At 62.0% G+C, this 25,231-nt stretch carries 23 protein-coding genes; 7 read left to right on the plus strand and 16 right to left on the minus strand.

The window, feature by feature from the left end; all coding sequences use genetic code 11:
• Positions 1-116 precede the first annotated feature (116 nt).
• Both RA29_RS07745 and RA29_RS07750 read left to right on the plus strand, forming a co-directional pair.
• Positions 117-788 (plus strand): cupin domain-containing protein, encoded by a 672-nt coding sequence (locus tag RA29_RS07745; protein ID WP_039684685.1) that lies wholly within the window; start codon positions 117-119, stop codon positions 786-788.
• A complete protein-coding gene (locus tag RA29_RS07750) occupies positions 785-1,837 on the plus strand; it encodes an FAD-dependent oxidoreductase (RefSeq protein ID WP_052249541.1) in 1,053 nt (350 codons plus the stop codon). The genes RA29_RS07745 and RA29_RS07750 overlap by 4 nt, the downstream gene beginning before the upstream one ends.
• Here the strand turns inward: RA29_RS07750 and RA29_RS07755 are convergent.
• The 6 genes from RA29_RS07755 to RA29_RS07780 all read right to left on the minus strand — a co-directional run bounded on the left by RA29_RS07755 (position 1,834) and on the right by RA29_RS07780 (position 8,494).
• Positions 1,834-3,123, minus strand: a complete 1,290-nt coding sequence (locus tag RA29_RS07755; RefSeq protein WP_152612968.1) for a nucleotide sugar dehydrogenase — start codon at positions 3,121-3,123, stop codon at positions 1,834-1,836. The genes RA29_RS07750 and RA29_RS07755 overlap by 4 nt on opposite strands.
• Positions 3,124-3,230: 107 nt before the next feature.
• A complete protein-coding gene (locus tag RA29_RS07760) occupies positions 3,231-4,238 on the minus strand; it encodes a Gfo/Idh/MocA family oxidoreductase (RefSeq protein ID WP_039684687.1) in 1,008 nt (335 codons plus the stop codon).
• Positions 4,235-5,428 (minus strand): mannonate dehydratase, encoded by a 1,194-nt coding sequence (gene uxuA / locus RA29_RS07765; protein ID WP_039685832.1) that lies wholly within the window; start codon positions 5,426-5,428, stop codon positions 4,235-4,237. The genes RA29_RS07760 and uxuA overlap by 4 nt, the downstream gene beginning before the upstream one ends.
• Complete coding sequence (locus tag RA29_RS07770) at positions 5,425-6,468, minus strand: Gfo/Idh/MocA family oxidoreductase (RefSeq protein WP_039684689.1); 1,044 nt, start codon at positions 6,466-6,468, stop codon at positions 5,425-5,427. Before RA29_RS07770 ends, uxuA begins: the two co-directional genes overlap by 4 nt.
• On the minus strand, positions 6,465-7,472 hold the full coding sequence (locus tag RA29_RS07775; protein ID WP_039684691.1) for a Gfo/Idh/MocA family oxidoreductase: 1,008 nt from the start codon (positions 7,470-7,472) through the stop codon (positions 6,465-6,467). Before RA29_RS07775 ends, RA29_RS07770 begins: the two co-directional genes overlap by 4 nt.
• The gene (locus RA29_RS07780; RefSeq protein ID WP_039684693.1) at positions 7,469-8,494 is read right to left on the minus strand and encodes a Gfo/Idh/MocA family oxidoreductase; all 1,026 of its coding nucleotides are present in this window, start codon (positions 8,492-8,494) and stop codon (positions 7,469-7,471) included. The genes RA29_RS07775 and RA29_RS07780 overlap by 4 nt, the downstream gene beginning before the upstream one ends.
• Positions 8,495-8,584: 90 nt before the next feature.
• Between RA29_RS07780 and uxaC the strand changes: the two genes are divergently transcribed.
• Positions 8,585-9,940 (plus strand): glucuronate isomerase, encoded by a 1,356-nt coding sequence (uxaC, locus tag RA29_RS07785; RefSeq protein ID WP_039684695.1) that lies wholly within the window; start codon positions 8,585-8,587, stop codon positions 9,938-9,940.
• 3 nt (positions 9,941-9,943) lie between these two features.
• Positions 9,944-11,131: a mannitol dehydrogenase family protein gene (locus tag RA29_RS07790; protein WP_052249542.1), complete on the plus strand. Its 1,188-nt coding sequence runs from the start codon at positions 9,944-9,946 to the stop codon at positions 11,129-11,131.
• Here the strand turns inward: RA29_RS07790 and RA29_RS07795 are convergent.
• The 8 genes from RA29_RS07795 to RA29_RS07830 form a co-directional block, all read right to left on the minus strand.
• Entirely contained in the window at positions 11,128-12,006 is an 879-nt protein-coding gene (locus RA29_RS07795) for a sugar kinase (protein ID WP_039684697.1), read from the minus strand. The two genes, RA29_RS07790 and RA29_RS07795, sit on opposite strands and share 4 nt — an antisense overlap.
• Complete coding sequence (locus RA29_RS07800; RefSeq protein ID WP_039684699.1) at positions 12,003-12,896, minus strand: DMT family transporter; 894 nt, start codon at positions 12,894-12,896, stop codon at positions 12,003-12,005. Before RA29_RS07800 ends, RA29_RS07795 begins: the two co-directional genes overlap by 4 nt.
• Positions 12,897-12,899: 3 nt before the next feature.
• Positions 12,900-13,787, minus strand: a complete 888-nt coding sequence (locus RA29_RS07805) for an NAD(P)-dependent oxidoreductase (protein ID WP_039684701.1) — start codon at positions 13,785-13,787, stop codon at positions 12,900-12,902.
• Position 13,788: 1 nt separating this feature from the next.
• The gene (locus RA29_RS07810) at positions 13,789-14,709 is read right to left on the minus strand and encodes a phytanoyl-CoA dioxygenase family protein (RefSeq protein ID WP_241462571.1); all 921 of its coding nucleotides are present in this window, start codon (positions 14,707-14,709) and stop codon (positions 13,789-13,791) included.
• Positions 14,685-16,184 (minus strand): altronate dehydratase family protein, encoded by a 1,500-nt coding sequence (locus RA29_RS07815; protein ID WP_039684705.1) that lies wholly within the window; start codon positions 16,182-16,184, stop codon positions 14,685-14,687. The genes RA29_RS07810 and RA29_RS07815 overlap by 25 nt, the downstream gene beginning before the upstream one ends.
• A 9-nt stretch (positions 16,185-16,193) precedes the next feature.
• On the minus strand, positions 16,194-17,816 hold the full coding sequence (locus RA29_RS07820; RefSeq protein WP_039684706.1) for a TRAP transporter large permease subunit: 1,623 nt from the start codon (positions 17,814-17,816) through the stop codon (positions 16,194-16,196).
• Between the two features lie 4 nt (positions 17,817-17,820).
• Complete coding sequence (locus RA29_RS07825) at positions 17,821-18,711, minus strand: TRAP transporter small permease (RefSeq protein ID WP_052249543.1); 891 nt, start codon at positions 18,709-18,711, stop codon at positions 17,821-17,823.
• Positions 18,712-18,812: 101 nt separating this feature from the next.
• Complete coding sequence (locus tag RA29_RS07830) at positions 18,813-19,838, minus strand: TRAP transporter substrate-binding protein (RefSeq protein WP_039684708.1); 1,026 nt, start codon at positions 19,836-19,838, stop codon at positions 18,813-18,815.
• Positions 19,839-20,036: 198 nt separating this feature from the next.
• On the opposite strand from RA29_RS07830, the gene RA29_RS07835 reads away from it, so the two are divergent.
• A complete protein-coding gene (locus tag RA29_RS07835; protein WP_039685838.1) occupies positions 20,037-20,693 on the plus strand; it encodes a GntR family transcriptional regulator in 657 nt (218 codons plus the stop codon).
• 15 nt (positions 20,694-20,708) lie between these two features.
• Here the strand turns inward: RA29_RS07835 and denD are convergent, their stop codons facing one another.
• Together denD and RA29_RS07845 are read right to left on the minus strand one after the other, a co-directional pair.
• Positions 20,709-21,689, minus strand: coding sequence for a D-erythronate dehydrogenase (gene denD, locus RA29_RS07840; protein ID WP_039684710.1), 981 nt, complete (start codon positions 21,687-21,689; stop codon positions 20,709-20,711).
• Positions 21,686-22,564 (minus strand): NAD(P)-dependent oxidoreductase, encoded by an 879-nt coding sequence (locus RA29_RS07845; RefSeq protein ID WP_039684712.1) that lies wholly within the window; start codon positions 22,562-22,564, stop codon positions 21,686-21,688. Before RA29_RS07845 ends, denD begins: the two co-directional genes overlap by 4 nt.
• Before the next feature lie 116 nt (positions 22,565-22,680).
• Between RA29_RS07845 and RA29_RS07850 the strand changes: the two genes are divergently transcribed.
• Together RA29_RS07850 and RA29_RS07855 are read left to right on the plus strand one after the other, a co-directional pair.
• A complete protein-coding gene (locus tag RA29_RS07850) occupies positions 22,681-23,427 on the plus strand; it encodes an SDR family oxidoreductase (RefSeq protein ID WP_039684714.1) in 747 nt (248 codons plus the stop codon).
• Complete coding sequence (locus RA29_RS07855) at positions 23,424-25,226, plus strand: IlvD/Edd family dehydratase (protein ID WP_039684722.1); 1,803 nt, start codon at positions 23,424-23,426, stop codon at positions 25,224-25,226. The genes RA29_RS07850 and RA29_RS07855 overlap by 4 nt, the downstream gene beginning before the upstream one ends.
• Positions 25,227-25,231: the final 5 nt, after the last annotated feature.

Consider the following 25,231-nt stretch of genomic DNA (forward strand, 5'->3'; position numbering starts at 1 on the left):
CTACCTACTGATCGGTGCCTATACTTTTGAGATAGATAATAAATGGAGCAAAGGCCTTGCGTATTCAAGTCATTTGCCTACCTAATGGAAGGTAAAGCTATAAAAGGTACAAGAGGATGGAACTGAATGCCGATTTCACACAGACTGTCACAGTCCTGAACGCAGACAACCCGTGGCGCCAATCGCCCTCGGCCGGCGTGGAACGCAAGATGCTTGACCGGATCGGGGACGAGGTCGCGCGCGCCACCACCATCGTTCGTTTCGCCCCCGGCAGCGCCTTTGCCCCGCACACCCATGACGGCGGTGAGGAATACATCGTCCTCGAAGGTGTGTTTCAGGACGAAGCGGGGGATTTTCCCGTCGGCACCTATGTGCGCAACCCGCCCACTTCGCGACACACACCCAGCTCTGAACCGGGTGCCACCATCTTTGTAAAGCTCTGGCAATTCGACCCCGAAGACCGCCAGCACGTGCGCATCGATATGAACACAGCGGCTACCACGGCTGATCCCGCGCGTGCGGGTGTGGCAACCTCGACCCTGTTCCAGGACTCGCAGGAGCATGTCGCGATGGAAGTATGGAAACCTGAGGTCACCCAAGCCATCGACGCAAGCGGCGGCGCTGAAATCCTTGTTCTTGAGGGCGCGTTATCGGACGGCGATGCAGCCCTCGGCCCACGGGACTGGCTGCGCGTGGCACCGGGCGAGACGCGGACACTGACCTCCGGCCCGGACGGCGCGCGCCTTTGGGTCAAGACCGGCCACCTGCGCCAGATGACCGGCGCGTGACCAGCGCGCTGATCCTCGGCGCGGGACTTTCAGGCCTTGTCGCAGCGCTGCGGCTGCACCAGGCGGGCCACGAGGTCACAGTGCTTGAGGCGCGGGACCGCGTTGGCGGGCGTGCGCTGACCGTTCCGCTTGGCAAGGGCGGGATTGACCTTGGCCCCGCATGGATCTGGCCCGCCTACCAGCCCAACATCGAAGCACTGCTACGCGAGATGGGCCTTGATACGCTGCCACAGGACGAGACGGGCGATTTCGTGGTCGAGACCGCCCACGACTTGCGCCGCGGCGCCTTTCCCAAACGCTACACCGATGCCGCGCGGATCCGGGGCGGTGTTCAGGCACTCGCCCAGCGGCTTGCAGACGCTTTGCCCGCGACCTCAATCCACTTGAACGAAGAGGTGTGCGCGATTGATCTGCGGGGCCGTCCACGTGTGACAACCCCCTCACAAACGTGGGGCGCTGACGTCGTGGTCTGCGCCGTTCCCGGCCCGATTGCTGCCTCTTGGGACATCACTCCCAAATGGTCGGCTCCGCTCCAACAGGACATGACACGATGGCCCACATGGATGGCCGCGCACGCCAAGGTGATCGTGCAATATGACCGCCCCTTCTGGCGGGAAGCCGGGCTATCTGGTGGCGCAGTCAGCCATGTGGGACCGTTGGTCGAGATCGCGGACCAATCGGACCCGGAAACAAGTGTATTCGGATTGTTCGGCTTTGTCGGCATCCCGTTCGACGCGCGCCGGGATCAGTCAAAACTGGTCCACCAGGCGCTTGCACAACTGGAACGCATGTTCGGACCAGAAGCGGCCAATCCAATCCGGACCGAGTTGATGGACTGGGCAGCCGAACGCCTCACCGCAACGGACATGGACCGAATACCACCCAACGGGCATCCAGCCTACGGCGCGCCCACGCTCTCTGACCCGGTCAACGGGCGTCTGTTCTTTGCCGGTGCGGAAGTGTCCAAAACCCATGGGGGCCTGATCGAAGGCGCGGTTGAAACCGGCGAACGCGCGGCCATGCAGGCGGCCAAGGCCTTGGTCAGCTAGAGACGCAAGTCACTTTCGTCCGGGGCAAAGACAGCCTTCATATCAAAAAGAACACCCTTCTCCTCCAGAAGCGCCCGCATCCTTGCCGCACCTTGCGCAGCAAGGTCATCATGGGGCACTGCGAGGACAACGGCATCATAGGCATCCGTATCCGGCAAAGCCTGCAAAAGCTTGACCCCATGTTCCGCCTCAACCTCTGACGCTTCGGCCCACGGGTCGTGAATGTCCACCTGCATCCCGTAGCTTTCCAATTCGCCCACCATGTCGACGACCTTGGTGTTGCGGATGTCGGCGCAGTTCGGCTTGAACGTGATCCCAAGCACCAGCGCCCGCCCGCCATGCACCTGCGCGCCGCGCCGGATCATGGCCTTGACCAGCAAGGACACGGCGTGCTGCGCCATGCCATCGTTGATCTCACGCGCCATGCGGATGATGTCGGGGATGTGTCCAACCGAGATAGACTTGTCGATCAGATAATAGGGATCAACCCCGATACAGTGGCCCCCGACCAGACCCGGCGTGAACCGGTTGAAATTCCATTTGGTTGCGGCCGCGTCCAGCACGGCAGTCGTGTCGATGCCCAGATGGGAAAAGATGATCGACAGCTCGTTGATCAGCGCAATGTTCACGTCGCGCTGCGTGTTCTCGATCACCTTCGCCGCCTCGGCCACGCGGATGGTCGGCGCCAGATGCGTGCCTGCTGTGATGATCGTGCCATAGAGCGCATCAATGACCTGCCCGGCCTCGGGCGTCGAACCGGACGTAACCTTGATGATCTTCGGCAGCGGCCGATCCTTGTCGCCCGGATTGATCCGCTCTGGGCTGTAGCCTGCGTAGAAATCGACATTCAGCGTCAGGCCCGAAACCTCCTCGACCAGCGGCAAGCAATCCTCCTCAGTCGCACCGGGGTAGACGGTGCTTTCGAAAATGACGATATCGCCCCGCTTGATCACTTCGCCCACGGTGCGAGAGGCGGCAAGCAACGGCCCAAGGTTCGGTTGCCGATGGCTGTCAATCGGCGTCGGCACCGCAACGATATACACGTTGCAGTCCGCGATATCTGACAGGTCTGCCGTGTAACTGAGATGGGCCGCTGCGCAAAGATCCTCAACCTCGCCCGTGCTGTCGATGCCAGCGGCCAACGCCGCCACCCGATCCGCGTTGAGGTCGAAGCCGATTGTGGGGCGCTGCTTGCCGAACTCCACGGCCAACGGCAGGCCGACATAGCCCAGCCCGATCACGGCCACGCGCATGTCATCAAGGGTCGGCAGGGGGGCTTGGGTCATATCATGCGCCTTTGTCTTGCGGTGCCTTGCCTAGCGGTGTGGTACCCGCGGCGCAATATGGGTGGCGCGCTGGACCTGGGACAGCCGCGCGCACAAGGAGTTGAAGGTCAGCCAACAGCCACCATCTGCCCCGAACCGGCAGCCGTCTTGATCGCTTCGATCACCTGCACCGCGCGCAAGCCATCCGCCCCGCTCACAATCGGTTCGGCCTTGCCCCGGATCACATCCGCAAAGTGTTCGATCTGGGTTTTCAACGGATCGGACAGCGGCAAGGGCACGCGGGTTTGATCCATGGGCGCCCACCAGTCAGGGCCGCCGTCCTGCGTCCACAGGCTGAGGTTCGGCAGCGACAGGCTGCCCTTGGTGCCCCCGATTAGATAGCTGGACTGGTCCGTCTTCGGATAGGCCGGGTTTTCGCCCGCCGTCAGCTCCCAACTCCACGGGCCAAGGGCCACGTCAGACAGGTTCACCGTACCCAGCACACCGCTTGCAAAGCGCAATGTGGCAACCGTCACCTCCTCAGCCTCGGCACCGCGGACCAGATTGCTCTGCATCGCCTGCACATGGCTGATGGGTCCACACAGGTACATGAGCAGATCAATATCGTGGATCAGGTTGATAAAAAGCGGCCCGGCCCCCGCACCCTGCCGCCACGCCTGCGCGTAATAACTGTCGGGTTTCGGCAGCCAGCAGGTGCCCTGCACCGTCGTAACCTGCCCCAGCGTGCCGGACACGACAATCTCATGCGCCTTGGCCACGAGCGGATTGTACCGCCGGTGATGCCCGACAAGGATCGGCACGCCCGCCCGGTCGGCAGCCTTGACGACAGAGGCACCTTCGGCGGCCGTCCCGGTCAACGGCTTTTCGACCAAGACAGGACAATCCGCATCAATCAACGTCAGAGCCATCGGGGCATGCAGATGGTTTGGCACGGCCAGGATCACACCATCCGACTGCGCCGCAAGCTCGGACAAGCTACCCACGACGGGCCAGGCCACATCGTCTGTCAGCGCCGGATCAAACACGGCTGACACAGTGACACCTCGGGCCCGCGCAATGGCATCCAGATGCTGCCGCCCGATCAGGCCAACACCCGCAACACCGATCCGTATCATGCCTGTCCCGAGGCAACAGCCGCCATGACACCGCGCAGCTCGGCCAGCCCGCGCATCCGACCGATCAGCGGATACCCAGGCAGGCTGTCGCGATCACGATCCATCAACAGCTCCTGCCCATGATCCGGGCGCATCGGAATGGCGTGGTCTTCCCGGCCTTCGGCAAGCCGCCGCGCTTCTTCCTGCATAAGGGCCGAAATGGTGGCGACCATGTCCGTGTCCCCCTCCAGATGTGCCGCTTCAAAGAAGCCGGGGCGGGTCGGATCAGGGGACCGTAGCCGCTTTGTGTTCCGCAGATGCGCAAAATGGATGCGGGGACCCAGACGCCGGACAAAATCCGCCCCATCAAAACCCTCCGCCACGCCCAGCGAACCGGTGCACAGCGTCGCACCGTTCGCCAGCGTATCCACAGCATCCAGCACAGCCTGATAATCATCGGTCGACGACATGACACGCGGCAGGCCGAGCAGGGAAAAGGGCGGGTCGTCCGGGTGACAACACAGCCGCAAACCCAGCCGTTCAGCCACCGGCACAACCTCGCTCAGAAAATCGATCAGATGGCGGCGCAGATCATCAGCTTCAATGCCGCGATACGTGTCCAACCGCGCGCGTACATCGTCCAGTGTCCAGCCATCATTCGCACCCGGCAACCCGGCGATCACGGTGCGGGTAAGCCGCTCTTGCGTGGCGTCATCCATCGCGGCAAGGGCAGCCTTCGCGGCCTCCTGCACCTCGACAGAATAGTCATCGACCGCCTCAGCCCGCTTTAACAGGAACAGATCGAAGGCGGCGAACTGCGCCAGATCGAAAAGCATCGCCGTCCCACCGTGCGGCAAACGGGCGTGGGTTTGCGTCCGCGTCCAGTCGAGGATCGGCATGAAATTGTAGCAAATCGTGCGCACACCAGCCTCGGCCAAGGCTTCCATGCTGGTCTTGTAAGCCGCAAGATGTGCAGCCATATCAGCCCCTTGCGTCTTGATCGCCTCTGACACCGGCAGGCTTTCCACCACTTCCCATGTCAACTCCGCCGCCTCAATCATCGCCTTGCGCTCGGCGATGGCGGCTGCGGGCCAAGCCTCACCAGGTACAAAAGCATGCAGGGCCGTGACAACCCCGGTCGCACCCACCTGCGGCAGATCGGACAAAAGCGTCGGGTCATCCGGCCCGAACCAGCGCCAGCATTCGATCATGGTTGCCATCCTTCTCGCATCGGGTGGTCAGCGGGCAACGGCAGCGACACACGCGCACTGTCCCGGTGGGAGGCATAGATTGCCGTCACCAACGCAATGGACGCCACCCCATCCTCCAACGTGACCGCCCGATTCGGCTCGCCCGCGATGGCTTTGCCCACCTCGTTCAGAAACCCCGCAAACCCGGCAGGTTCTAGGGGCACTCCAGCACAAACTGCATCGACTTCCGCCTGCCGCTCAGGATCGCGCGCCAAGAATTGCCAGTTCCCCTCACCCGGAGCATACGGAACAGTATGCGACGTCGCCGTCAGATGTTCATAAACGAGCCGTAACCGCGTTTCGTCCCGAGCGGACCCAAGCGTGACACTGCTGGTCGCCAACGCGCCGCCTGCAAGCTCAAAGATCAGGGCCGCGCTGTCCTCGGTCTCAATCGGGTTCACCAGAGTGCCCAGCCGGGCCGTCACCGCTTTGATCGGTGCCATGAACGTGGCCAGCAGATCGTGGGCGTGAATGGCATGGCCCAGAACCGCCCCGCCCTGCTCCCCCGCCCATGTCCCGCGCCACGGCACGGCGTAATAGTCCGCATCTCGGTTCCAATGGGTCTCAAGCGATGCCGCGCGGGGCGCACCAACAAGGCCCGCGACCTGCAAGGCCCTGAGCCGGTTAAAAGCAGGTCCAAACCGGTATTGAAACACCGGAAAAACGGACTTGCCCGCACGCCCCGCGGCCTGCGCAATCGCATCAGCCTGCGCAATCGACGTGGCAAGCGGCTTTTCACAGATCACGTGCTTGCCCGCATTCAGCGCGTCGATGGCGACTGGCGCGTGCATGTGCGGCGGCAGGCAAATGTCGATCAGATCAACATCTGTACCCAAAGCCGCCTCAACCGTGGACAATGGAGCGATGCGATCACCGCACAGCGCCGCACACCGATCAGCATCCTGATCAACCAAGTGGGTCACCGAAAACCCGTCAAGCCGGTCGTAGGCGGCAAGGTGTTGCGCCCCGATACCGCCACCCAAAATGGCAACCCGGATCATGACTGGGCGCCCTCGGCCATGGCCTGCGCCTGCAACGCCAGCTCCATCACCTTGAAGCAATGCGCCTGTGTCATCGCCGTCTCGGTCCGGTGCGCGATGTCATGGGCCAGACGCGCAAAATAGGGCAACCCGGCCTCTCGCGCATCCATCGCCTCGCACCGATCCCCGTTGACGAGCAGCAGGTGATCCGTTCCTTCACGCCCGCCCACATCTACGTATTTGCGCAGCTCGATATAGCCGTCGGTGCCCAGCAGGGTCAGACGCCCATCCCCCCAATTGGGCAAAGCATCCGGCGTATACCAATCAACACGAATGTAGCCCGAGGCTTGATCCGACCGCAGCGCCACCTCGCCAAAATCCTGCAAGCCCGCATCACTGGGGTTCGCGTGATTTGCGACATGCGCCATGGTCACCTGTGCATCGGTCGATCCGGTGAAGTGCAAGAACTGATCAATCTGGTGCGAGGCGATATCTGTCAATACGCCTCCGTATCTTGCGCGCTGGAAGAACCAATCGGGCCGCGTCGGCCTGTTCAACCGGTGGGGGCCAAGGCCAGTTGTGTGCACCACACGGCCAATCGCACCACCGCGCACCAGCTCATCGGCCAGCGTGACACAGGGCACTTCGAACCGTTCCGAGAAATTGATGGACCAGATGCGCCCGGTCTCAGCAACGCACACCCTGATGGCCTCAAGCTGCGCCATCGACGTGCAGCCGGGCTTGTCGGTCATCACATCATGGCCCGCCTGCATCGCCCGAATGGCGACGTCAGCACGATCCGCGGGGATATTCGACACCAGCGCCAGATCAGCGCCCGCAGCAAGGGCTGCATCCAGCGTGTCAAAACGGTGCAGATCCGGGAACCTTTTGACGTAGCCCGCCAGCGGCTGCGGATCGCCTTCGGTCCAAAACCCAAGGCAGCGCGCCCCTTGCGCCAGCATGTTTTCGGTCATGCCGTAGATATGCCGATGATCCAGCCCTAGTGCCACAAAACTCAGCGTCATTGCACCACCTCAACCGTTGTTCCAGACCGCGCCGCCCGCTCCATCGCATCAATGACGGCATGGACATGCAGCGCCTCGGCCGGTGGGGCAATCGGCGAACGCCCCTCGGCAACAGATGTCACGAAATCCTCCAGAATGGACTGATGCCAGGCATGGGTGAACGCCATCGGATCAGCCCCACCGCCCGTGTCACTTGCCCCTTCCGGCGACAGGTCCTCACGTTCACCGGTCAGCCAATCAATACGCAAACTGTCGCCCTCCAGATGTGCCCGCGCCTTGGTGGTCGTCACGGTGATGCTCTCCGCCTCTCCGGGATACGCTGTCGTTGTCGCGCTCAAAACGCCCGTCGCACCCGAGCAGAATGTCATGAGTGCGGCCGCGATGTCCTCTGCCTCCATCTGGTGCAAAGGGCTCGTGCGCATCATCGCCTGCAAAACGGCAACCGGCCCTGCCAACCACAGGCCCAGGTCCAGCGTGTGGATCGCTTGATTAATCATGACGCCACCGCCATCACGGGCATAGGTGCCGCGCCCGGGCGCGTCGTAATAGGCCTGTTCCCGCCACCACGGCACACGCATCTCGACATGAACCACATCGCCCAAGTCGCCAGCATCCAGCCAAGCCTTCAACATCTGCGCGGCCTTGCGGGTCCGATGCTGAAAACAGAACGCCAACGGCACATCGGCTTGCGCATAAAGATCGACAATGCCACGGGCAGCGCCCAGCGTGCGTTCGACAGGCTTTTCCATCAACGTGGGAACGCCGGCTGCTGCCAAGCCTTGAGCATACTCCAAACGCGCATCGGGCGGCGTGATCAGGATCGCACCATCCGCACCCGTACCCAGTGCAGCAAGCGCAGCAACATCATAACAAAGCGTCTCTGACGCACCCGCACTAAAGGCGCGCGTGCGCTCAGCATCCCGCCCCAGAACACCCACCAATCGCGCACCCACGGCATTGTCCCGCAGCGCCAAAACATGCGTCTGCGCGACCATGCCCGCGCCGATCATCACGATGTCCATACAAGTCCTCCCACCCGTCACAGTGGCGGTATTTCCCGGATGCGCCAAGGGGCTTTCGTGCTAGTGTCGCGAAAAAGGGAAAGGGCAGCCATGTCTTTGAAACTGAGCGGGAAAGCGGCGCAGATCTATGACGGGATCAAAGGCGCGCCCATCGTGTCGCCGCACGGTCACTGCGACCCGGCGTGGTTCGACGAGAATGCCGCTTTCTCCGATCCCGCGGACCTGTTGGTCATCCCCGATCACTACGTCTTTCGCATGCTCTATTCGCAGGGGGTACCGCTTGATCAGCTTGGCGTCGGCATCCCGCCCGAGGATCGCGACCCGCGGGCAATCTTCCGCCTCTTCGCCGCGCACTGGCACCTGTTCCTCGGCACCCCCAGCCAGCTCTGGATCGAATACGAACTGCGCGAAACACTGGGCTGCGACCTGACGCTGGGGCCCGACACCGCCGATGCGATCTACGATCACATCGCCGCTTGGCTGACAGATCACAATAACCGCCCCCGCGCATTGTTCGACCGCTTCGGGATCGAGGTTCTGGCAACCACCGATGCCGCCCTCGACCCGCTGACACATCACGCAGCCATCCGCGACAGCGACTGGACCGGGCACGTCATCCCGACCTTCCGCCCGGATGCGCTGCTGAACCCGCGCAACCCCGAATGGGCCCGCGAGGTTGCGGCCCTCGGCGACATGACCAGCCATGACACAAACACCTTTGACGGTTTCCTCGCGGCCTTGCGCAAGCGACGGGCCGCATTCAAGGCGTTGGGTGCCACCGCAACCGACCACGCCATCGAACAGCCCCAAACCGTCTGGCTCGACCAGCCCGCTGACACCTTCGCCGCACTCCTGTCCGGCGATATGACCGATGCCGATGCCTTCCACGGCCACATGTTGATCGAAATGGCGCAGATGTCCCCGGACGACGGGCTGGTCATGCAACTTCACGCAGGCAGCAGGCGGAACACAAACCGCGCCCTGTTCGACCGGTTCGGCGCAGACAAAGGGGCCGACATCCCGGTTGCGGTCGACTGGGTGCGCGGACTCGAACCGCTGCTCAACCGCGTCGGCAATGACCCACGGCTGACGCTCATCCTGTTCACACTCGACGAAACAACCTATGCCCGCGAACTGGCGCCCATGGCCGGGCACTGGCCCTGCCTGCGCATCGGGCCACCCTGGTGGTTCCACGACAGTGCGGCGGGCATCGCGCGCTACCTCGACCAAGTGGTCGAAACAGCGGGTTACCACAACCTCGCCGGGTTCAACGACGACACGCGCGCCTTTCTGTCCATCCCGGCCCGCCACGACCTCTGGCGGCGGGCCGTGGCGTTACACCTCTCGGCCCAGATCGACCGGGGTTACTTTTCCACCACAACAGCCGATCAGATCGCCCAGCTTCTGGCCACCGATCTGGCCCGCAAAACATACCGGTTGGGTTAGACCATGCCGCGCATTCTGCACCTCGGGGTTGGCAACTTCTTTCGCGCCCACGCCGCCGCCTATACTCAGGACGCGACAGGGTGGGAGGTGACGGGCGTCAGCTTCCGCTCACCTACCATACGGAATGGTCTGGAAGCGCAAGGCTACACCTACGCACTGGTGATCAAAGACGCGGAGGGCAGCCAGATCAAACCGATCACCTGCCTGACCGACATGCTGGTCGCACCCGAAAACCCCGGTGCCGTGATCGCAGCCATCGCGTCCGACGCATTCGACGTGATCACCCTGACCGTCACGGAAAAGGCCTATCACCTCGACAGCGATGGGCAACTGGACCTGACCGCGCCCGAGATACAAGCGGACCTTGCAGGCGGGACACAAACAGTGATCGCTAGCCTCGCACGGGGGTTGGCACAGCGCACGGCTCCGGTAACGGTGCTCTGTTGCGACAACCTGCCAGACAACGGCCGGAAACTCGAAGCTGCCGTGCGGCTCTTTTTGAATGAAGCCAGCCTGACCCCGGGCTGCAAAGTCACCTTCCCCTCCTGCATGGTGGACCGGATCACACCCGCCACAACCGATGCCATCCGGCAAGAGGCGAACGACCCGATGGCGGTCCCGACCGAAGCCTTCACCGAGTGGGTGATCGAGGATAGCTTTGCGGCAGCCCGCCCCGATTGGCCCGGCGTGCAATGGGTGCGCGACGTCGCCCCGCACGAGGCGCGCAAGCTGCGCATGCTAAACGGCGCGCATTCCTATCTTGCCTACGCGGGCACCCTGCGCGGCCACAGCTATGTGCACGAGGCCATCGCCGATCCAGAATTGCGGGCGGTGACGAAAATGCTTATGCAGGAAGCCGCTGAAACCCTACCGTCCAGCGTGCAGGACCAAACCCACACCTATGCAGAGGCTCTGATCCGACGGTTCGAGAACCCGAACCTGCATCACAAGCTCAGACAGATCGCGATGGATGGTAGCCAGAAGCTGCCGATCCGCATCCTCTCCACACTTGCTGATCGCGAAGGGCAGAACAGCCCCGCCCTGCACGCCGCAGTCGACGCATGGGTGGCGTTTGTTCAGGCCGAAGTCGCCGCCGGTCGCGCGCTGGATGACCCGAATGCGGACCGTCTGGTCGATGCCTGTAAGTCCAACGATCCCAACCGCGCGCTGCGGGACCTGATCGGTGCCTAACGCGGCAGGATCGCACCCCGGTGCCCGATGACTTCACTGGCAAGGGCGTGCCCGGCGCGCAGCGCCTGATCCTGCGGCGCGCCCATCAGCAGCGCACCCAAATAGGCACCATTGAAACTGTCCCCGGCTGCAGTGGTATCCACGACTTTCTCTGCTGGCGGATAGACAGAGGTGGTACCAGTCTCCAGGCACAGCGGCCCATCCGGGCCACGTTTCAGCGCGCCTGTCCGGGCTTGCGCAACAAAGCGTGCGGCCACGGCCTGCGCACTTTCGCCCGTCAGATCCATTTCGTCGTCAATGGATGGCAGGGCAATGTCCGACAATGCCCACATCGCGCTGATCGCCGCTCGTGCGGCGTCAGCATCCCCCCACAGGCGCGGGCGGTAATTGCTGTCAAACGCAACCTGCCCACCCGTTTGGCGAAACGCCTGCAGCCAGCGGATCAGCGCCGCGCGGGTCGACGCGGGCAGGATCGCCAATGTGATGGCAGACGTGTAAACTACGTCGTAGCTCTCAAGCACCGAAAAATCCGGTCCCGACGGCGTGGCAAACACCATGCGCGCAGCAGAGGCATCGCGCCAATAGGCAAAGCTGCGCTCGCCCGCCGCGTCAGTGGTGATTGCGTACAGGCCCGGCGTCCGCGTCGCGTCGCGCTCAATCGCATGTGTGCCGATGTCTTCCGCTTCAATCGCATCGACAATCCGGTCGGAAAAGGCGTCCTCTCCCACGCGGGTGATATAGTCCACCTGAAGCGTCGGTGCGGTGCGTTTCAGGTAGATCGCAGTGTTCAGCGTATCCCCGGCAACCCGCACATCGGCGGTATCACCACGCATCGACAACTCGATCATCGCCTCACCGATGGCTGCAATCTTCATGGCTTTTCCTTTCGCGCCGTGCGCCGCCAAATGATCAGGCCCGACACGACAATGATTGCCGCCCCAAGCAGGGTCCAACCATCCGGCACATCGCCGAAAACCAGATAACTGGCAAGCGCCAGATACAACAAAAAGCTGTAGGTGTAGGGCATCAGCGTGTTGGCTGGCGCAAAAGCGTGCGCACGCGAGAAAATCTCGTGCCCGGCCCATCCCCAGACGCCCAGTCCAATCATCAGCGCCCACTGCCACGTCGTCTCGGGCGCGGTCCAAACCCACCACGCCAGCGGGGCCAGCGTAACAGCCCCAAAGGCCCCCATCCAGAACTGCATCGTCTCCGCCGCAACCACGCCGGAAATCTTGCGCGTGATGATCGAATAAAGCGCCAGCGAAAACGCATTGTAGACGTTCAGGATCGCAATCGCATGAAAGCTCGCATCAAAGGGCCGGATCACCACAAGCACGCCCGTGAACCCCAACACAATCGCAAACCAACGCCACGGCCCCACCCGCTCTCCCAGCAAGGGCCAGCTCAGGAAGCACACGATGATCGGGGCCGAAAACATGATCGACCCCACCACGGTCAGCGGCAGGTAGTTCAGGGTGATGAAGTTGAACAACGTGGCCGAGGCCAGCAAGAACCCCCGCAGCAGCACCAGCCCCATATGCGCGGACTGAAAGTTCGACCACCGCACACCCTTGCGCAGCAAGAGCGCGGTCGAGATCAGGAAATGCGGAAAATACCGCATGAACGCCAGTTGAAACGCGGGCAGCCCCGCCAACAACAGCCACTTCACCGACGTATCAATAAGCGTAAAAAACGCATAAGCCCCCAACGTCATCACGATGCCGAGGGCTGCGCGATCCTCCGTCGGATGGGCGGCAATCGCCACGTGTTACCCCTTGAAACGGTCGGCGAAGAAATCGACTTGCAGGGGCACCATCTCTTCCCCACGGCCCGCATCAATGGACCCGCATAGACTGTCGAGCGTGCTGCCCGACATCATCGACTGCACGCCCGCGTCGTCACACATCTGCGCGTAATACCCGACATCCTTGGCCGCATTCTTGATGGAAAAGGCCAACTGTTGATCATCGCCTTGCAGCGCATAGGCGGTCACAAAATCCATCATCCCCGACTTCAACGGCCCTGCCGACATCACGTCATAGAGGCCCTGCCGGTCGACCCCCATCACATCCGCAATGGCATAGCTCTCGGCCATCGCATTGGCACAGGCCTGCGCATAGAAGTTGTTGATCAGCTTGATCGTATGCCCCGTACCCAGCGGCCCGAGGTGAAAGACATTCTCCCCCAGATCATCCAGCACCGGCTTGACCTTGTCGAAGGCGTATTTTTCGCCCGACCCCATCAGGTTCAGCAGCCCGTCCTTGGCGTGCATCGGCGTCCGCCCGATCGGGCAATCCAGCATCGTGGCACCCGCACTCGCAACCTCCGCCCCCAGCGCCTTGGTCGACGCAGGTAAGGATGTGCCAAAATCAATGACCACAGCGCCCGGTTTCAGTCCGGCAATTACACCGTCCTCGCCCCGCATCCGCGCCTCGACATTGTCCGAGGTGTCCATGCACAGCATCACGATGTCCGACGCTTCGGCCACAGCCTTCGCGGTCGTCACCTCGGTCGCGCCACGCTCCACCGCACGATCCACATAGGTCCGCGTCCGGTTCGCGATAACGACAAGGTCATAGCCCTGATCCTGCAACCGCCCCACCATGGCCCCGCCCATCAGGCCCAGGCCGATAAATCCAATCGTCGGTTTGCTCATTTCATGTCTCCTTCGCAGGAATGGTGTCGAAGGCGCGCGTCTTCAGCCCCTTCTGAATTTCATAAATGGAAATCGGCACATCCGGTTGCGGCTGCGGAATACGGATCGGAATATCCTTAAGGCGCGGCGTCAGCGTCGGCTCCCCGCACAGCATGCGGGTGTCATAGTCCTCGATCCCGTCCCACTTTGTCATGCTGCCCATGATCGGGAACGCATCCGCCGCCATCATCTCATAAAACAGAATGCGCCGCGCCCGATCGCTCGTGTTCAGAGCAGAGCCATGCACGATACGCCCGTGATGAATGCTGATGGACCCGGCGGGACCAGTCAGCGGCACAGAATCCGCCATATCCAGCCCGTTCGCCTCCGGCAGCATCGCCCCGGCAAAGACGCCGTCCACATGGTGATCATAGACCGGCCCCTTGTGCGAACCCGGGAACACCATCAACGGCCCGTTTTCCTCGGCCATGTCGTCAATGCAGATACCAATGGCCAGAATGTCGTCATTCGTGTGCGGATAAAACGCATAGTCCTGATGCCACTCGACAGCCGCCCCATAGCCCGCCGATTTCATATTCAGCTTGGTCGTATGCAGCCGCAGGTTCGGCCCAACCAGATCGCGGGCCGGGGCCAACACATGATCCGAATACATCAGCTCGCGAAAAACATCCGATATCGTATGGGGCAGTTTGATCCGACGCAGGCGGGGCTCTTCCGGCGTATGACTGTCCTCCAGATCCAGCCGGTCATTGCTCTCGGTCATGCCGGCGGCTTCATCCTCGAACCGCGCAATCTCATCCCGGATCTTGGTCAGCCACGCATCTGGTATCCGCTTCTCAACCAGAAGATAGCCATGCTCCTCGTAATGCGCCTTCTGTTCCGCGGTCAGGCATTCCATCACATCACCGCCCCGATCTGCCACGGCACGAACTCGTAGTCGCCCAAGCCCTGCGCCTCGGATTTCGACATCTCGCCCGAGGCGACACGCAGGAACAGCTCGTAAATCTCGCGCCCCTTCTCCTCCAGCGACACGCCATCACTCAGCATCGCACCGGCGTTCACGTCCATATCCTCGATCATCCGACCATACATTTCCGTATTGGTCGCAATCTTGATCGTCGGGCTGGGCTTGGAACCAAAGGCCGACCCCCGCCCGGTCGTAAAGCAAACGAGATTGCAGCCCCCCGCAATCTGCCCGGTCACACTCGCAGGGTCATATCCAGGCGAATCCATGAACGTGAACCCACGCGCCCGCACCTGCTCCGCATACTTGTAAACGCCCGCCAGAGGCGTCGTCCCACCCTTCGCCGCAGCACCCAGCGACTTCTCCAAGATCGTCGTCAGCCCACCGGCCTTGTTGCCAGGGCTGGGATTGTTGTCCATCGACCCCTTGTTGCGGGCGGTATAATCCTCCCACCAGCGGATCAAGCCGAGCAGCCGTTCGCCCGTGGACTTGTCCACGGCGCGGGCGGTGAGGAGGTGCTCGGCGCCATAAATCTCAGGCGTTTCGGCCAACACGCCTGTGCCCCCCTGGGCCACCAACAAATCCGTTGCATAACCGAGAGCCGGGTTCGCCGTGATGCCAGACCACGCATCCGACCCGCCACATTGCAGCGCCACCTTCAACTCGGATGCCGGACACGGCTCCCGCTGCGCCTGATTGGCCAGCGGCAGCATGGCGGCGACCTTCTCGATCCCCTTCTCAACCGTCCGGCGCAGCCCGGCGACGGACTGAATGTTCATCGTCTGAAACAGCGGCCCCTGCTTCAGACCATAGGCCTCAAGCAACCAGTCAATCTGGTTCATCTCGCAGCCCAGACCGACCATCAGCACACCCGCATGGTTGGGATGCCGCGCATAGCCCCACATCACCCGCTGCAATGCCTCGAACCCGTCGCCATCGCCCGCCATGCCGCAGCCGGTCCCGTGAACAAAGGCCACCACACCATCGACATTGGGATAGTCCGCCAGCATCTCGGGCGTGAAATGTGCCGCAATCATCCGCGCCGCCGTGGCCGAACAGTTCACCGAGGTCACAATGGCAATATAGTTCCGCGTCCCAACCTGCCCGTTCTCGCGTCGATAACCCATGAACGTATCGCCCGAGGCAGGTTCCACAGGCCGCAAGTTCGTCGCAAACTCATAGGCCACGTCGGTCCCACGAAACTCGACGTTGTGCGTATGCACATGATCGCCCGCGGCAATGTCCCCTGCCGCATAGCCGATCACCTGCGCATACTTCCGAATGGGCTCTCCCTTCACCATATCCTGCGCCGCGATCTTGTGCCCCGACGGGATCAGCGCGCGGGTCCGAACGCCTTCCACCTCGGCCCCCACCTCAAGCGAGCGGGTTGCCGTAACGACGCTGTCGGACGGATCAAGACGAATAGCATCCATAACGCTCTCCTAAAGCAGGATCGACACGATGGGCGGCCAGATCAGCAGCACCGACAGGGCAATCAACTGGATCCCAATAAAGGGCAGGAACCCCTTGAAGATATCGGTCAGCTGAATATGCGGCGGGGCCACGGATTTCAGGTAGAAGGCGGCCGGACCAAAGGGCGGCGACAGGAAGCTCACCTGCATGTTCATACAGAACACCACCCCGAACCAGATCGCCACGTGACGCGGGTTCAACTCGCCAAAGAGGCCAATCTCATCAATCGGCAGCTTCAGCACGATGGGCAGGAAGACCGGGATGATCAGCAACACAATGCCCACCCAGTCCATGAACGCGCCCATGAACAGCAGGATCAGCATCATGAACAGGATCACAGCCATGGTCGGCAGTTCCGAGCCGACGATGAAGTCAGCCACATAAGTCGGCCCGCCCGCGATGGTATAGGCCCCGGCCAACGCCGTCGCCCCGATGGTCACCCAAATGATCGTGCCGGTCGACTTCAGAGTTCGCATCAGCGATTCCCACACCAGGTCAAACGACGCCTCACCCCGGAACAGCGCGATGATGAACACGGCCAAAGCGCCCATGCCAGCAGCCTCGGTGATCCCGGTAATCCCGCCATAGATCGATCCCATGACAACCCCGATCACAACGATGGGCGGCACCAGCCCCTTGCCCATCGACCAGCCCAGCGCCGTGCGCGCACGACCAAAGACGCCAAAGATCAGGCCCAAGGCCACAGCCAAAGTCACGCCGAAATAGGTGATGAACGGTGCCGTGCCGAAGCGTGCCTGCTCACCCGTCGCAGCCGCATTCGAGCCAGAGAATTCAAAGAACATCGCCCGCAACATCAGCGCAGCGGCAAAGCCTGCCACCACGACAGTCAGGAACGCCAGGAACAACACACCCTTCTCACGCCCCGCAGGCTCGCTTTCATCCGGCTCCGGCAGCGGCGCGTCTTCGGGGCGCAGCTGCGTGCGGATGATGATGTAGATGATGATGAACGACGCCAGCATGAAGCCGGGAATGAACGACGCCGTAAACAGCGCCTTGATCGACGTCTCGGTGATCAGGCCATAGATGATCAACACGATGGACGGTGGGATCATCGTCCCAAGCGACCCACTCGCACAAATCACACCAATGGCGAGGTTCTGATTATACCCCAACCGCAACATCTGCGGCAGCGCGATCAGACCCAGCAGCACGACCTCGCCGCCAATAATGCCCGACATCGCGGCCATGATGACCGCCATGATCGACGTCACGATGGCGATGCCCCCGCGGGTGCGGTTCAGCCAGACGTTCAGGGACGAATACATCTCCTTCGCGATACCCGACCGCTCCAGCAGCGCCGCCATGAAGATGAACAGCGGAATGGATATGAGCACATAGTCCGTTAAAAGCCCGTATATTCGTTGCGCCAAGATATTGAGGGGCCCCGCCCCCGGCCTCCCCGTCAGGACACCATCGCCAAAGGTCCAGGGCGCCATCAGCAACTCGGGTTCAAAGCGCATGACCAGCACGGCCACGGCCAGGATGGCCGAGGCAAGGCCCAAAGGCATGCCAATAGCCAGTAGCAGGATCAGCCCCAGCATCAGGACCAGTGAAATTGTACCGATATCCATCCGCTCAGTCCTTCGCCTTCACATGTTGGCCGGTCACGTCAGGGTCACCGACCCCATCGTTGCCCACTTGCGCCTTGATGCGCTCGATCTCTTCCTCGTCCAGATCCTCACCGCCGTAATGCACCTCTTCCTTGTTCCAGTCGGAAATCAGGTTGATCACGGCCTGCACGGCCACCAGACCGATGATGACCAAAATGGTCGGCTTGATCGTGGCAGGCAGCGGCGGGTCAAAGGCGGTACCAAAGGTTTCCCACCGATAGAACTTGTCAAACGCCTCGCCATAGCCGCCGTAGATCAGGAAGAAGGCAAAGGCGACGATCAGCACGGTCGAAATGGTGTCGAACACACGCTGCAACCAGCGGGGCACCACGTCGTAAAGCAGGACAATGCGAATGTGGCTGCGCTGCTGCATGGCATAAAGGCCCGCACACAGGAACACGAAGCCCGCCAGCCACAGGCTCGTCTCGTTCGCCCACAGGGTCGGGCGCTCAAAGATGTAGCGCAGCACCACCTCGTAAAGCATCACAAGGGTCAGGATCAGGACCAGCATCATGGTCACGCGCCCGATGAAAACGGCGACGCGGTCAATGGCGCGCCAGCTTTCAAACTCCATCCCGGCGCGCTGCACTGTGCGCACGCCGATGACACCAAAAACAGCCATGCCCACGACAGCAAGCCAATCAATGATGTCGGCAAACCCGCCGAACAGACCGCCCATCTCGGGGCTGACATCATTGCGCTGCAACTGCGCGGCCAGCCGGTTGAACTGCGATTCCGTGTCAGGCGGCACAAAGTCCAGCAGGAAGGCGGGCATGTGCCAAACCACCCAACCGGCGCAGAAGATAAAGGCCAAAGGCACAAGCCATTCGATCGGAGTGCCGGAGCGCACCTGCATCGTTAGTCCCCCTGATAACTTGAAAAAGCCGGACCAGTCCCACAAACCGGCTGTCGCGGGGCCAGAGCCAACAAGGGCTCTGGCCGATCTTTCGGATCAGATTACTTGGACACGAGGCCCAGTTGACCCAGGTAGTTCAGGTGGCTTGCCACCAGCGCTTCGGCTTCGGGCGTGTCTGCAAAATCACCCCATGCGGCTTGCGCAGCATTGCGGAACTCCTGCAGGTCCTCGCGCGTCCACTGGTGCAGCTCGATGCCTTGCTCGCGCAGTTGGGCGGCCGCTTCGGCGTTCTTCTTCTCGAACGTCAGGGCGGTGCGCAGCGCCAGCGCTTCCATCGCAACCTTCATGATCTTCTGGTGGTGCGCAGGCATCGCGTCAAACACGGCCTTGTTGCACGCCAGGTGATCCGACGGCATCGAATGGAAGCCGGGGAAGTTTGCGTGACCCACGATGTCATACAGACCCAGACCCACGTTGTTCGCCAGGCCCGAGGCGTCGGCCCCGTCGATGATGCCCGTCTCAAGCGCGGTAAAGATCTCGGTAAAGTCCATCACGATGGGCGATGCGCCCAGGCTTTCAAAGATCTTGGTCTGCATGCCGGGGGGCGAACGGAATTTCCAGTCCTTGAAGTCCGCAACCGACTTGATCGGCTTGGAAGAGGCAAAGCTCTCCTGACCGTAGACCCACCAACCGATCAGCTCCATGCCGTATTTGTTGTAAAGCGGCGCCGCAGCTTCCTTGCCACCACCGAAATACAGCCAGCTCAGCTGCTGATAGGGCGTGTCATAGCCACCCATGATGTCGCCCACGAATTGGAACGCGCTGTTCTTACCGGTCTGGTAGCCACCACCGGTCATGTCGCAGTCCAGAATGCCCGTCGCTGCGGCGTCAAAGGTTTCCACCGACTTCACGACGGAGGACGAGTAGAACATCTCGACCTCGATCTCGCCATTCGACATGTCCATGATGTCTTGCATGTACTGGCCAGCCAATTGGCCCGACACGGTCTCAGGCGCATAGTGCGTCTGGATCCGCAGCTTGGTGGTTTCCGCCGATGCGGTCATCGCCGTCGAGGCTGCAAGGGCAGCGACAGCAGCGACCGAAGCCGCCTTCTTCAGAAATGTCATTTGATCCTCCCTGACATCTATATGTGCGCACGTGGCAGGTTCATTTGCCTGCCTTGGCGTGTCGTAAGGGAAGGCTAAGCGCAGTTACCCCCGTCGGACAACAGGAAAAATGAAATTAGGGCGATTTTTGAGATTGTTATGGAATTTCGTGATTTCGTGATTTATGGCTGAGGCCCGCGCGACGACATGAGCACTGCCATGCCCTATGATACCGACATCTTCGAGAACATACGCTACCGTTTGATGACAAACGGTTTCGAGCACGGTCAAAAGGTGCGGGCCGAGCATTTGCGGCAAGAGTTCGGCTGCTCCGCCAGCACGATTCGCGAGGTGCTGTTTCGGCTGTCGACACTGGGGCTGGTCGAGTTTCAGGAACAGCGCGGGTTCCGTGTGCCGCAAAAATCCCGCGAGGTGATCCACGAACTCACCCATCTCCGCGTCCTGCTCGAAGCCGAAGGCACGGTGATGTCCATCCGCCGCGGCGGCGTCGCGTGGGAGGCGCGGCTGACCGCCGCCCACCACCAGCTCAGCCATCTTGAGATGCGGCTGAACACAGCAACCGACCGCTCCCCCTTTGTCGATCTCTGGTTCGGAGCCGAGGCGCAGTTTCACGAAACCCTGATTTCCGCCTGCGGCTCACAGACCCTGATCGAAACGCATCACCGCGTTTATTGCCGCTTCCGCCAGCAGCTGATGGTCGAAGACCGGCATTTCGACTTCATTTCCAACAACATCATGCACCATCAGCAGATCCTCGACGCTGCCATGGCAGGGGACGAGGCGCTGACACGGCAAAAGATTCACGACCACCTCGCCCGACACCTGATGACGGCGGACTCTGTCGAACCAGCCTGACCGACCCGATTTCTGTCAGAGTTTCCGGTCCGCCAAATCATCCTCGATATACACATCGATGATCTGCCGAAACGTCTCCTCCGCCCTGAACCCCAACGCCAAGGCCCGCTCCGGCGCAAAGTTCCGCGGCCAGCCCGACACGATCTTGGCCACCGCCTCGTCCCGCTGCGGCTTGATCAGGGCAACCACATTGTTGCCCGCCACGTCCCGCAACGCCTCAATCTGCTCCGCCACCGTACAACTCAACCCCGGCAAGTTCAGCGCCCGTCGCCCCTCCAACCGCTCGGTATCCAGCACCGCCGCATGCGCCAAAAACCCCGCCGCCGACCGGGGCGAGGCATGCCAATGCCGCACGCTATCCTCAACCGGCAACACCGCTTCCATCCCGTTCAAAGGCTCCCGAATGATGCCGGAAAAGAACGATGACGCCGCCAAATTCGCCTTCCCCGGCCGCACACAGATCGTGGGCAGGCGCAGCGACATCCCGTCGATGAACCCCTTCCGCGAATAGTCCTGGATCATCAACTCGCACGCCGTCTTCTGCGCGCCATAGCTGGTCTGGGGCGAGGTGAGGAACTCATCCCCGATCTTCTCAGGATAGGGACCACCGAAGACAGCAATGGATGAGGTGAACACGACCCGAGGCACGTATTCCCCACCGCTCGCCCGATGCTGCGCGCGCAAAGCCTCCAAAAACGCCCATAACGGCGTCAAATTCGTCTGCCAACCCAGATCAAAGTGCGTCTCCGCCTCGCCCGACACAATCGAAGCAAGAAAGAAAATCACATCAAACCGCTCAGCCGCCAACGCCGCACCTTCAGCCAGCACCGACAAATCGCCCACGCGCTTGTCATCGCCCACAGCGTCCGGCGCAAAACCCAAATCATGCAGCGTCACGCGAAAATCGCCAAAACCGGGCAGGCCCTGCATCTCCAACCGGCGGGCCAGCTTCTGACCCACCATGCCGCCACCGCCAAGGATCAGGATGCGCTTCATGCGGCACCCCCCTGCCGGGCCTTCAGCTCCAGATACAGACCGGAATGATCCCGATCCGCCCCGTCCATATGCTCGACAAAATGGGCAAAGCGATCCCGCACATCCTGCACCATGGGCAAGCTCACACCGGCGGCACCAGCCTCATGCAGCACGTTGTCCAGATCCTTCAACTGAAACTTCGACAGGCCCCCGGGTTCAAAATTCCCGGTCGTCATCCGCTCTCCATGCTGCTGCAAAATGGTGCTGTCGGCAAAGCCCCCCTTCAGCGCGGCCCTTAACGCCGCCGGATCAGCGCCACCTTCCTCCGCCAGCAACATCGCCTCGGCCACAGCGCCGATGGTCACCGCCACAATGGCCTGATTGCACAGCTTCGACAACTGCCCCGACCCGGTCGGCCCCACATGCACCGGGCGGCCCATCACCTCCAGGACCGGACGCGCGCGCTCAAAATCGGCGGCATCCCCGCCCGCCATGATGGCAAGGGACGCCCCTTCGGCCCCCTTGGTTCCACCAGACACCGGCGCATCCAGGAACCCAACGCCCAAACTCTCAAGCGCCGCTCGCGCCTCCCGTGCCTCGCCGGGCTTGGTCGATGACATGTCGATCCACAACGCCCCCTTTGACAAGGCTCGCGACACCTCACCAATCACCGCCAGCACCGTCGGCCCATCGCTCATCATCGTGATGATGACATCGGCCCCGGTTACAGCCGCCGACGTGCTGGCCGCAACGGCAGCGCCTTCATCCGCCAACGGCTCTGCCTTGGCCACAGTCCGGTTCCACACCGTCACCGGCACACCCGCGCGGGCAAGATTCCGCGCCATGGGAAAGCCCATCAACCCTGTGCCCAACAGGGCCACATTCTCGAACGCCATCGACACTCCTCCGAAATTGCCGTGACGTCTGGTCAACACCCGCGGCTTGTCCTACGCTAACAGCAAAACGCAGACCCGCCGTCTGCGCAACACCTGATCCGATACGGGGGGAGTACATGGGCCGTCTTGACGGAAAGCGCGCGCTTGTGACGGCCGCAGGCCAGGGCATTGGCCGCGCAAGCGCACTTGCCATGGCGAACGAGGGGGCGCGCGTCTTCGCCACCGACGTCAATGCCGATGCGCTCAGCACGCTTGAACACACGAATATCATGGCGTTTCCGCTGGATGCGCGCAGTGAAACCAGCATCAAGGATGGGGTGGAAGAAGCGCAGCCAGATATCCTGTTCAACTGCGCGGGCTTCGTCCACCACGGCACTATACTGGACAGTACGGACGACGAATGGGACTTCGCCTTCGACCTCAACGTCCGCTCCATGTACCGCACCATCCGCGCGACACTGCCGGGGATGCTGGACCGCGGCAACGGCTCGATCATCAACATGTCATCGGCCCTGGGCTCCATCATCGGCGCGCCCAACCGCTTCATCTACGGAACGACCAAGGCCGCCGTTGTCGGCCTCACCAAATCCGTCGCCGTCGACTACATTACCAAAGGCATCCGCTGTAACTGCATCTGCCCCGGCACCGTCGAAAGCCCCAGCTGGCACGACCGGGTCAAGGCATTGGGCGAAGAGCTTGGCAGCTACGACAAGGCCATGGAACAATTCGTCGCCCGCCAACCCATGGGCCGCGTGGCCACTGCCGAAGAAATTGCTGCGCTCGTCGTCTACCTCGCCAGCGACGAAAGCGCATTCACCACAGGACATACCCACATCATTGATGGAGGCTGGTCAGGACAATGACCAAGAAAAAAATCGGTATCGAAGACCTGCGTTCCCGCAAGTGGTTCATGAACCCGGACAACCCGGAAATGACCGCGCTCTATCTCGAACGCTACCTGAACTACGGGCTCACACGCGAGGAGTTGCAATCCGGCAAGCCGATCATCGGCATCGCGCAAACCGGCAGTGATCTCTCGCCCTGCAACCGCCACCATATCGAGTTGGCGAAACGTGTCCGCGACGGGATTGTCGCCGCAGGCGGTACGTGCATCGAAATCCCGGTCCACCCGATCCAGGAAACCGGCAAGCGCCCCACGGCCATGCTCGACCGCAACCTGGCCTACCTGTCTCTGGTCGAAACGCTCTACGGCTACCCCCTAGACGGCGTCGTATTGACCATCGGTTGTGACAAGACCACACCGGCCCTCCTCATGGCCGCCGCCACCGTGAACATCCCAGCCCTGGCGCTTTCGGTGGGCCCCATGCTCAACGGCTGGTTCCGTGGCGAGCGCACAGGCTCCGGCTCCATCGTCTGGCAAGCGCGCGAGATGATGGCGCGGGGCGAGATCGACGGCGAAGGGTTCATGGAACTCGTCGCGTCCTCCGCCCCCTCGGTCGGCTATTGTAACACCATGGGCACGGCCACCACGATGAACTCGCTCGCCGAAGCGCTCGGCATGCAACTCCCCGGCTCCGCAGCCATCCCCGCCCCCTACCGCGAACGCAGCCAGATCAGCTATGAAACAGGCAGGCGCATCGTCGACATGGTGTGGGAAGACCTGCGTCCCTCCGACATCATGACGCGCGAAGCGTTCGAAAACACGATCGTCATCAACTCCGCCATCGGCGGCTCCACCAACGCGCCCATCCACCTCAACGGCATCGCAAAACACCTCGACGTGCCGCTGACCAACGACGACTGGCAGCAACACGGCCACCACATCCCGCTTCTGGTGAACCTCCAACCCGCAGGCGAATACTTGGGCGAAGACTACCAGCACGCGGGCGGCGTCCCGGCGGTCATCGGCGAGCTCATCGCCGCCGACCTCCTGCCCCACCCGGACGTCATCACCGCCAACGGCAAAACGATGCGTGAGAACTGCGAGGGCGTGCGCAGCGAAAACACGGAAGTGATCAAACCCGTCTCCGACCCGCTCAAGGCCGAAGCCGGGTTCATCAACCTCAAGGGCAACCTCTTCGACAGCGCGATCATGAAAACCTCCGTGATCTCCGAAGAATTCCGCACCCGCTACCTCTCCAACCCCGACGACCCCGAGGCCTTCGAAGGCCGCGCAGTCGTCTTCGACGGACCCGAAGACTTCCACCACCGCATCGACGAAGAAGCCGAAGGGATCGACGAAAACTGCATCCTCTTCATGCGCGGCGCAGGCCCCAAGGGCTACCCCGGCGGCGCCGAAGTCGTGAACATGCGCGCCCCGTCCTACCTGCTCAAAAAAGGCATCCAGGCGCTGCCCTGTGTCGGTGACGGCCGCCAATCCGGCACCTCCGGCTCGCCCTCGATCCTCAACGCCTCACCCGAGGCGGCAGATGGCGGCGGCCTTGCGCTGCTCGAAAACGGCGACCGCGTGCGCATCGACCTGAAAAAATGCACAGCCGACATGCTGGTGGACGACGCCGTCCTCCGGGCCCGCGCCGAGGCCATCATGGCCGCAGGCGGCTACAAAGTCCCCGAAAGCCAAAGCCCATGGCAGGAGATTTTCCGCGACTACGTGGGCCGCTTTGACGAGGGGATGACCCTGCGCGGCGCCACCAAATACCAAGACATCTCGCGCCGCCACATGCCGCGCGACAACCACTAAGAGGC

This window comes from Tateyamaria sp. ANG-S1 (assembly GCF_000814025.1).
Taxonomy (GTDB): domain Bacteria; phylum Pseudomonadota; class Alphaproteobacteria; order Rhodobacterales; family Rhodobacteraceae; genus Tateyamaria.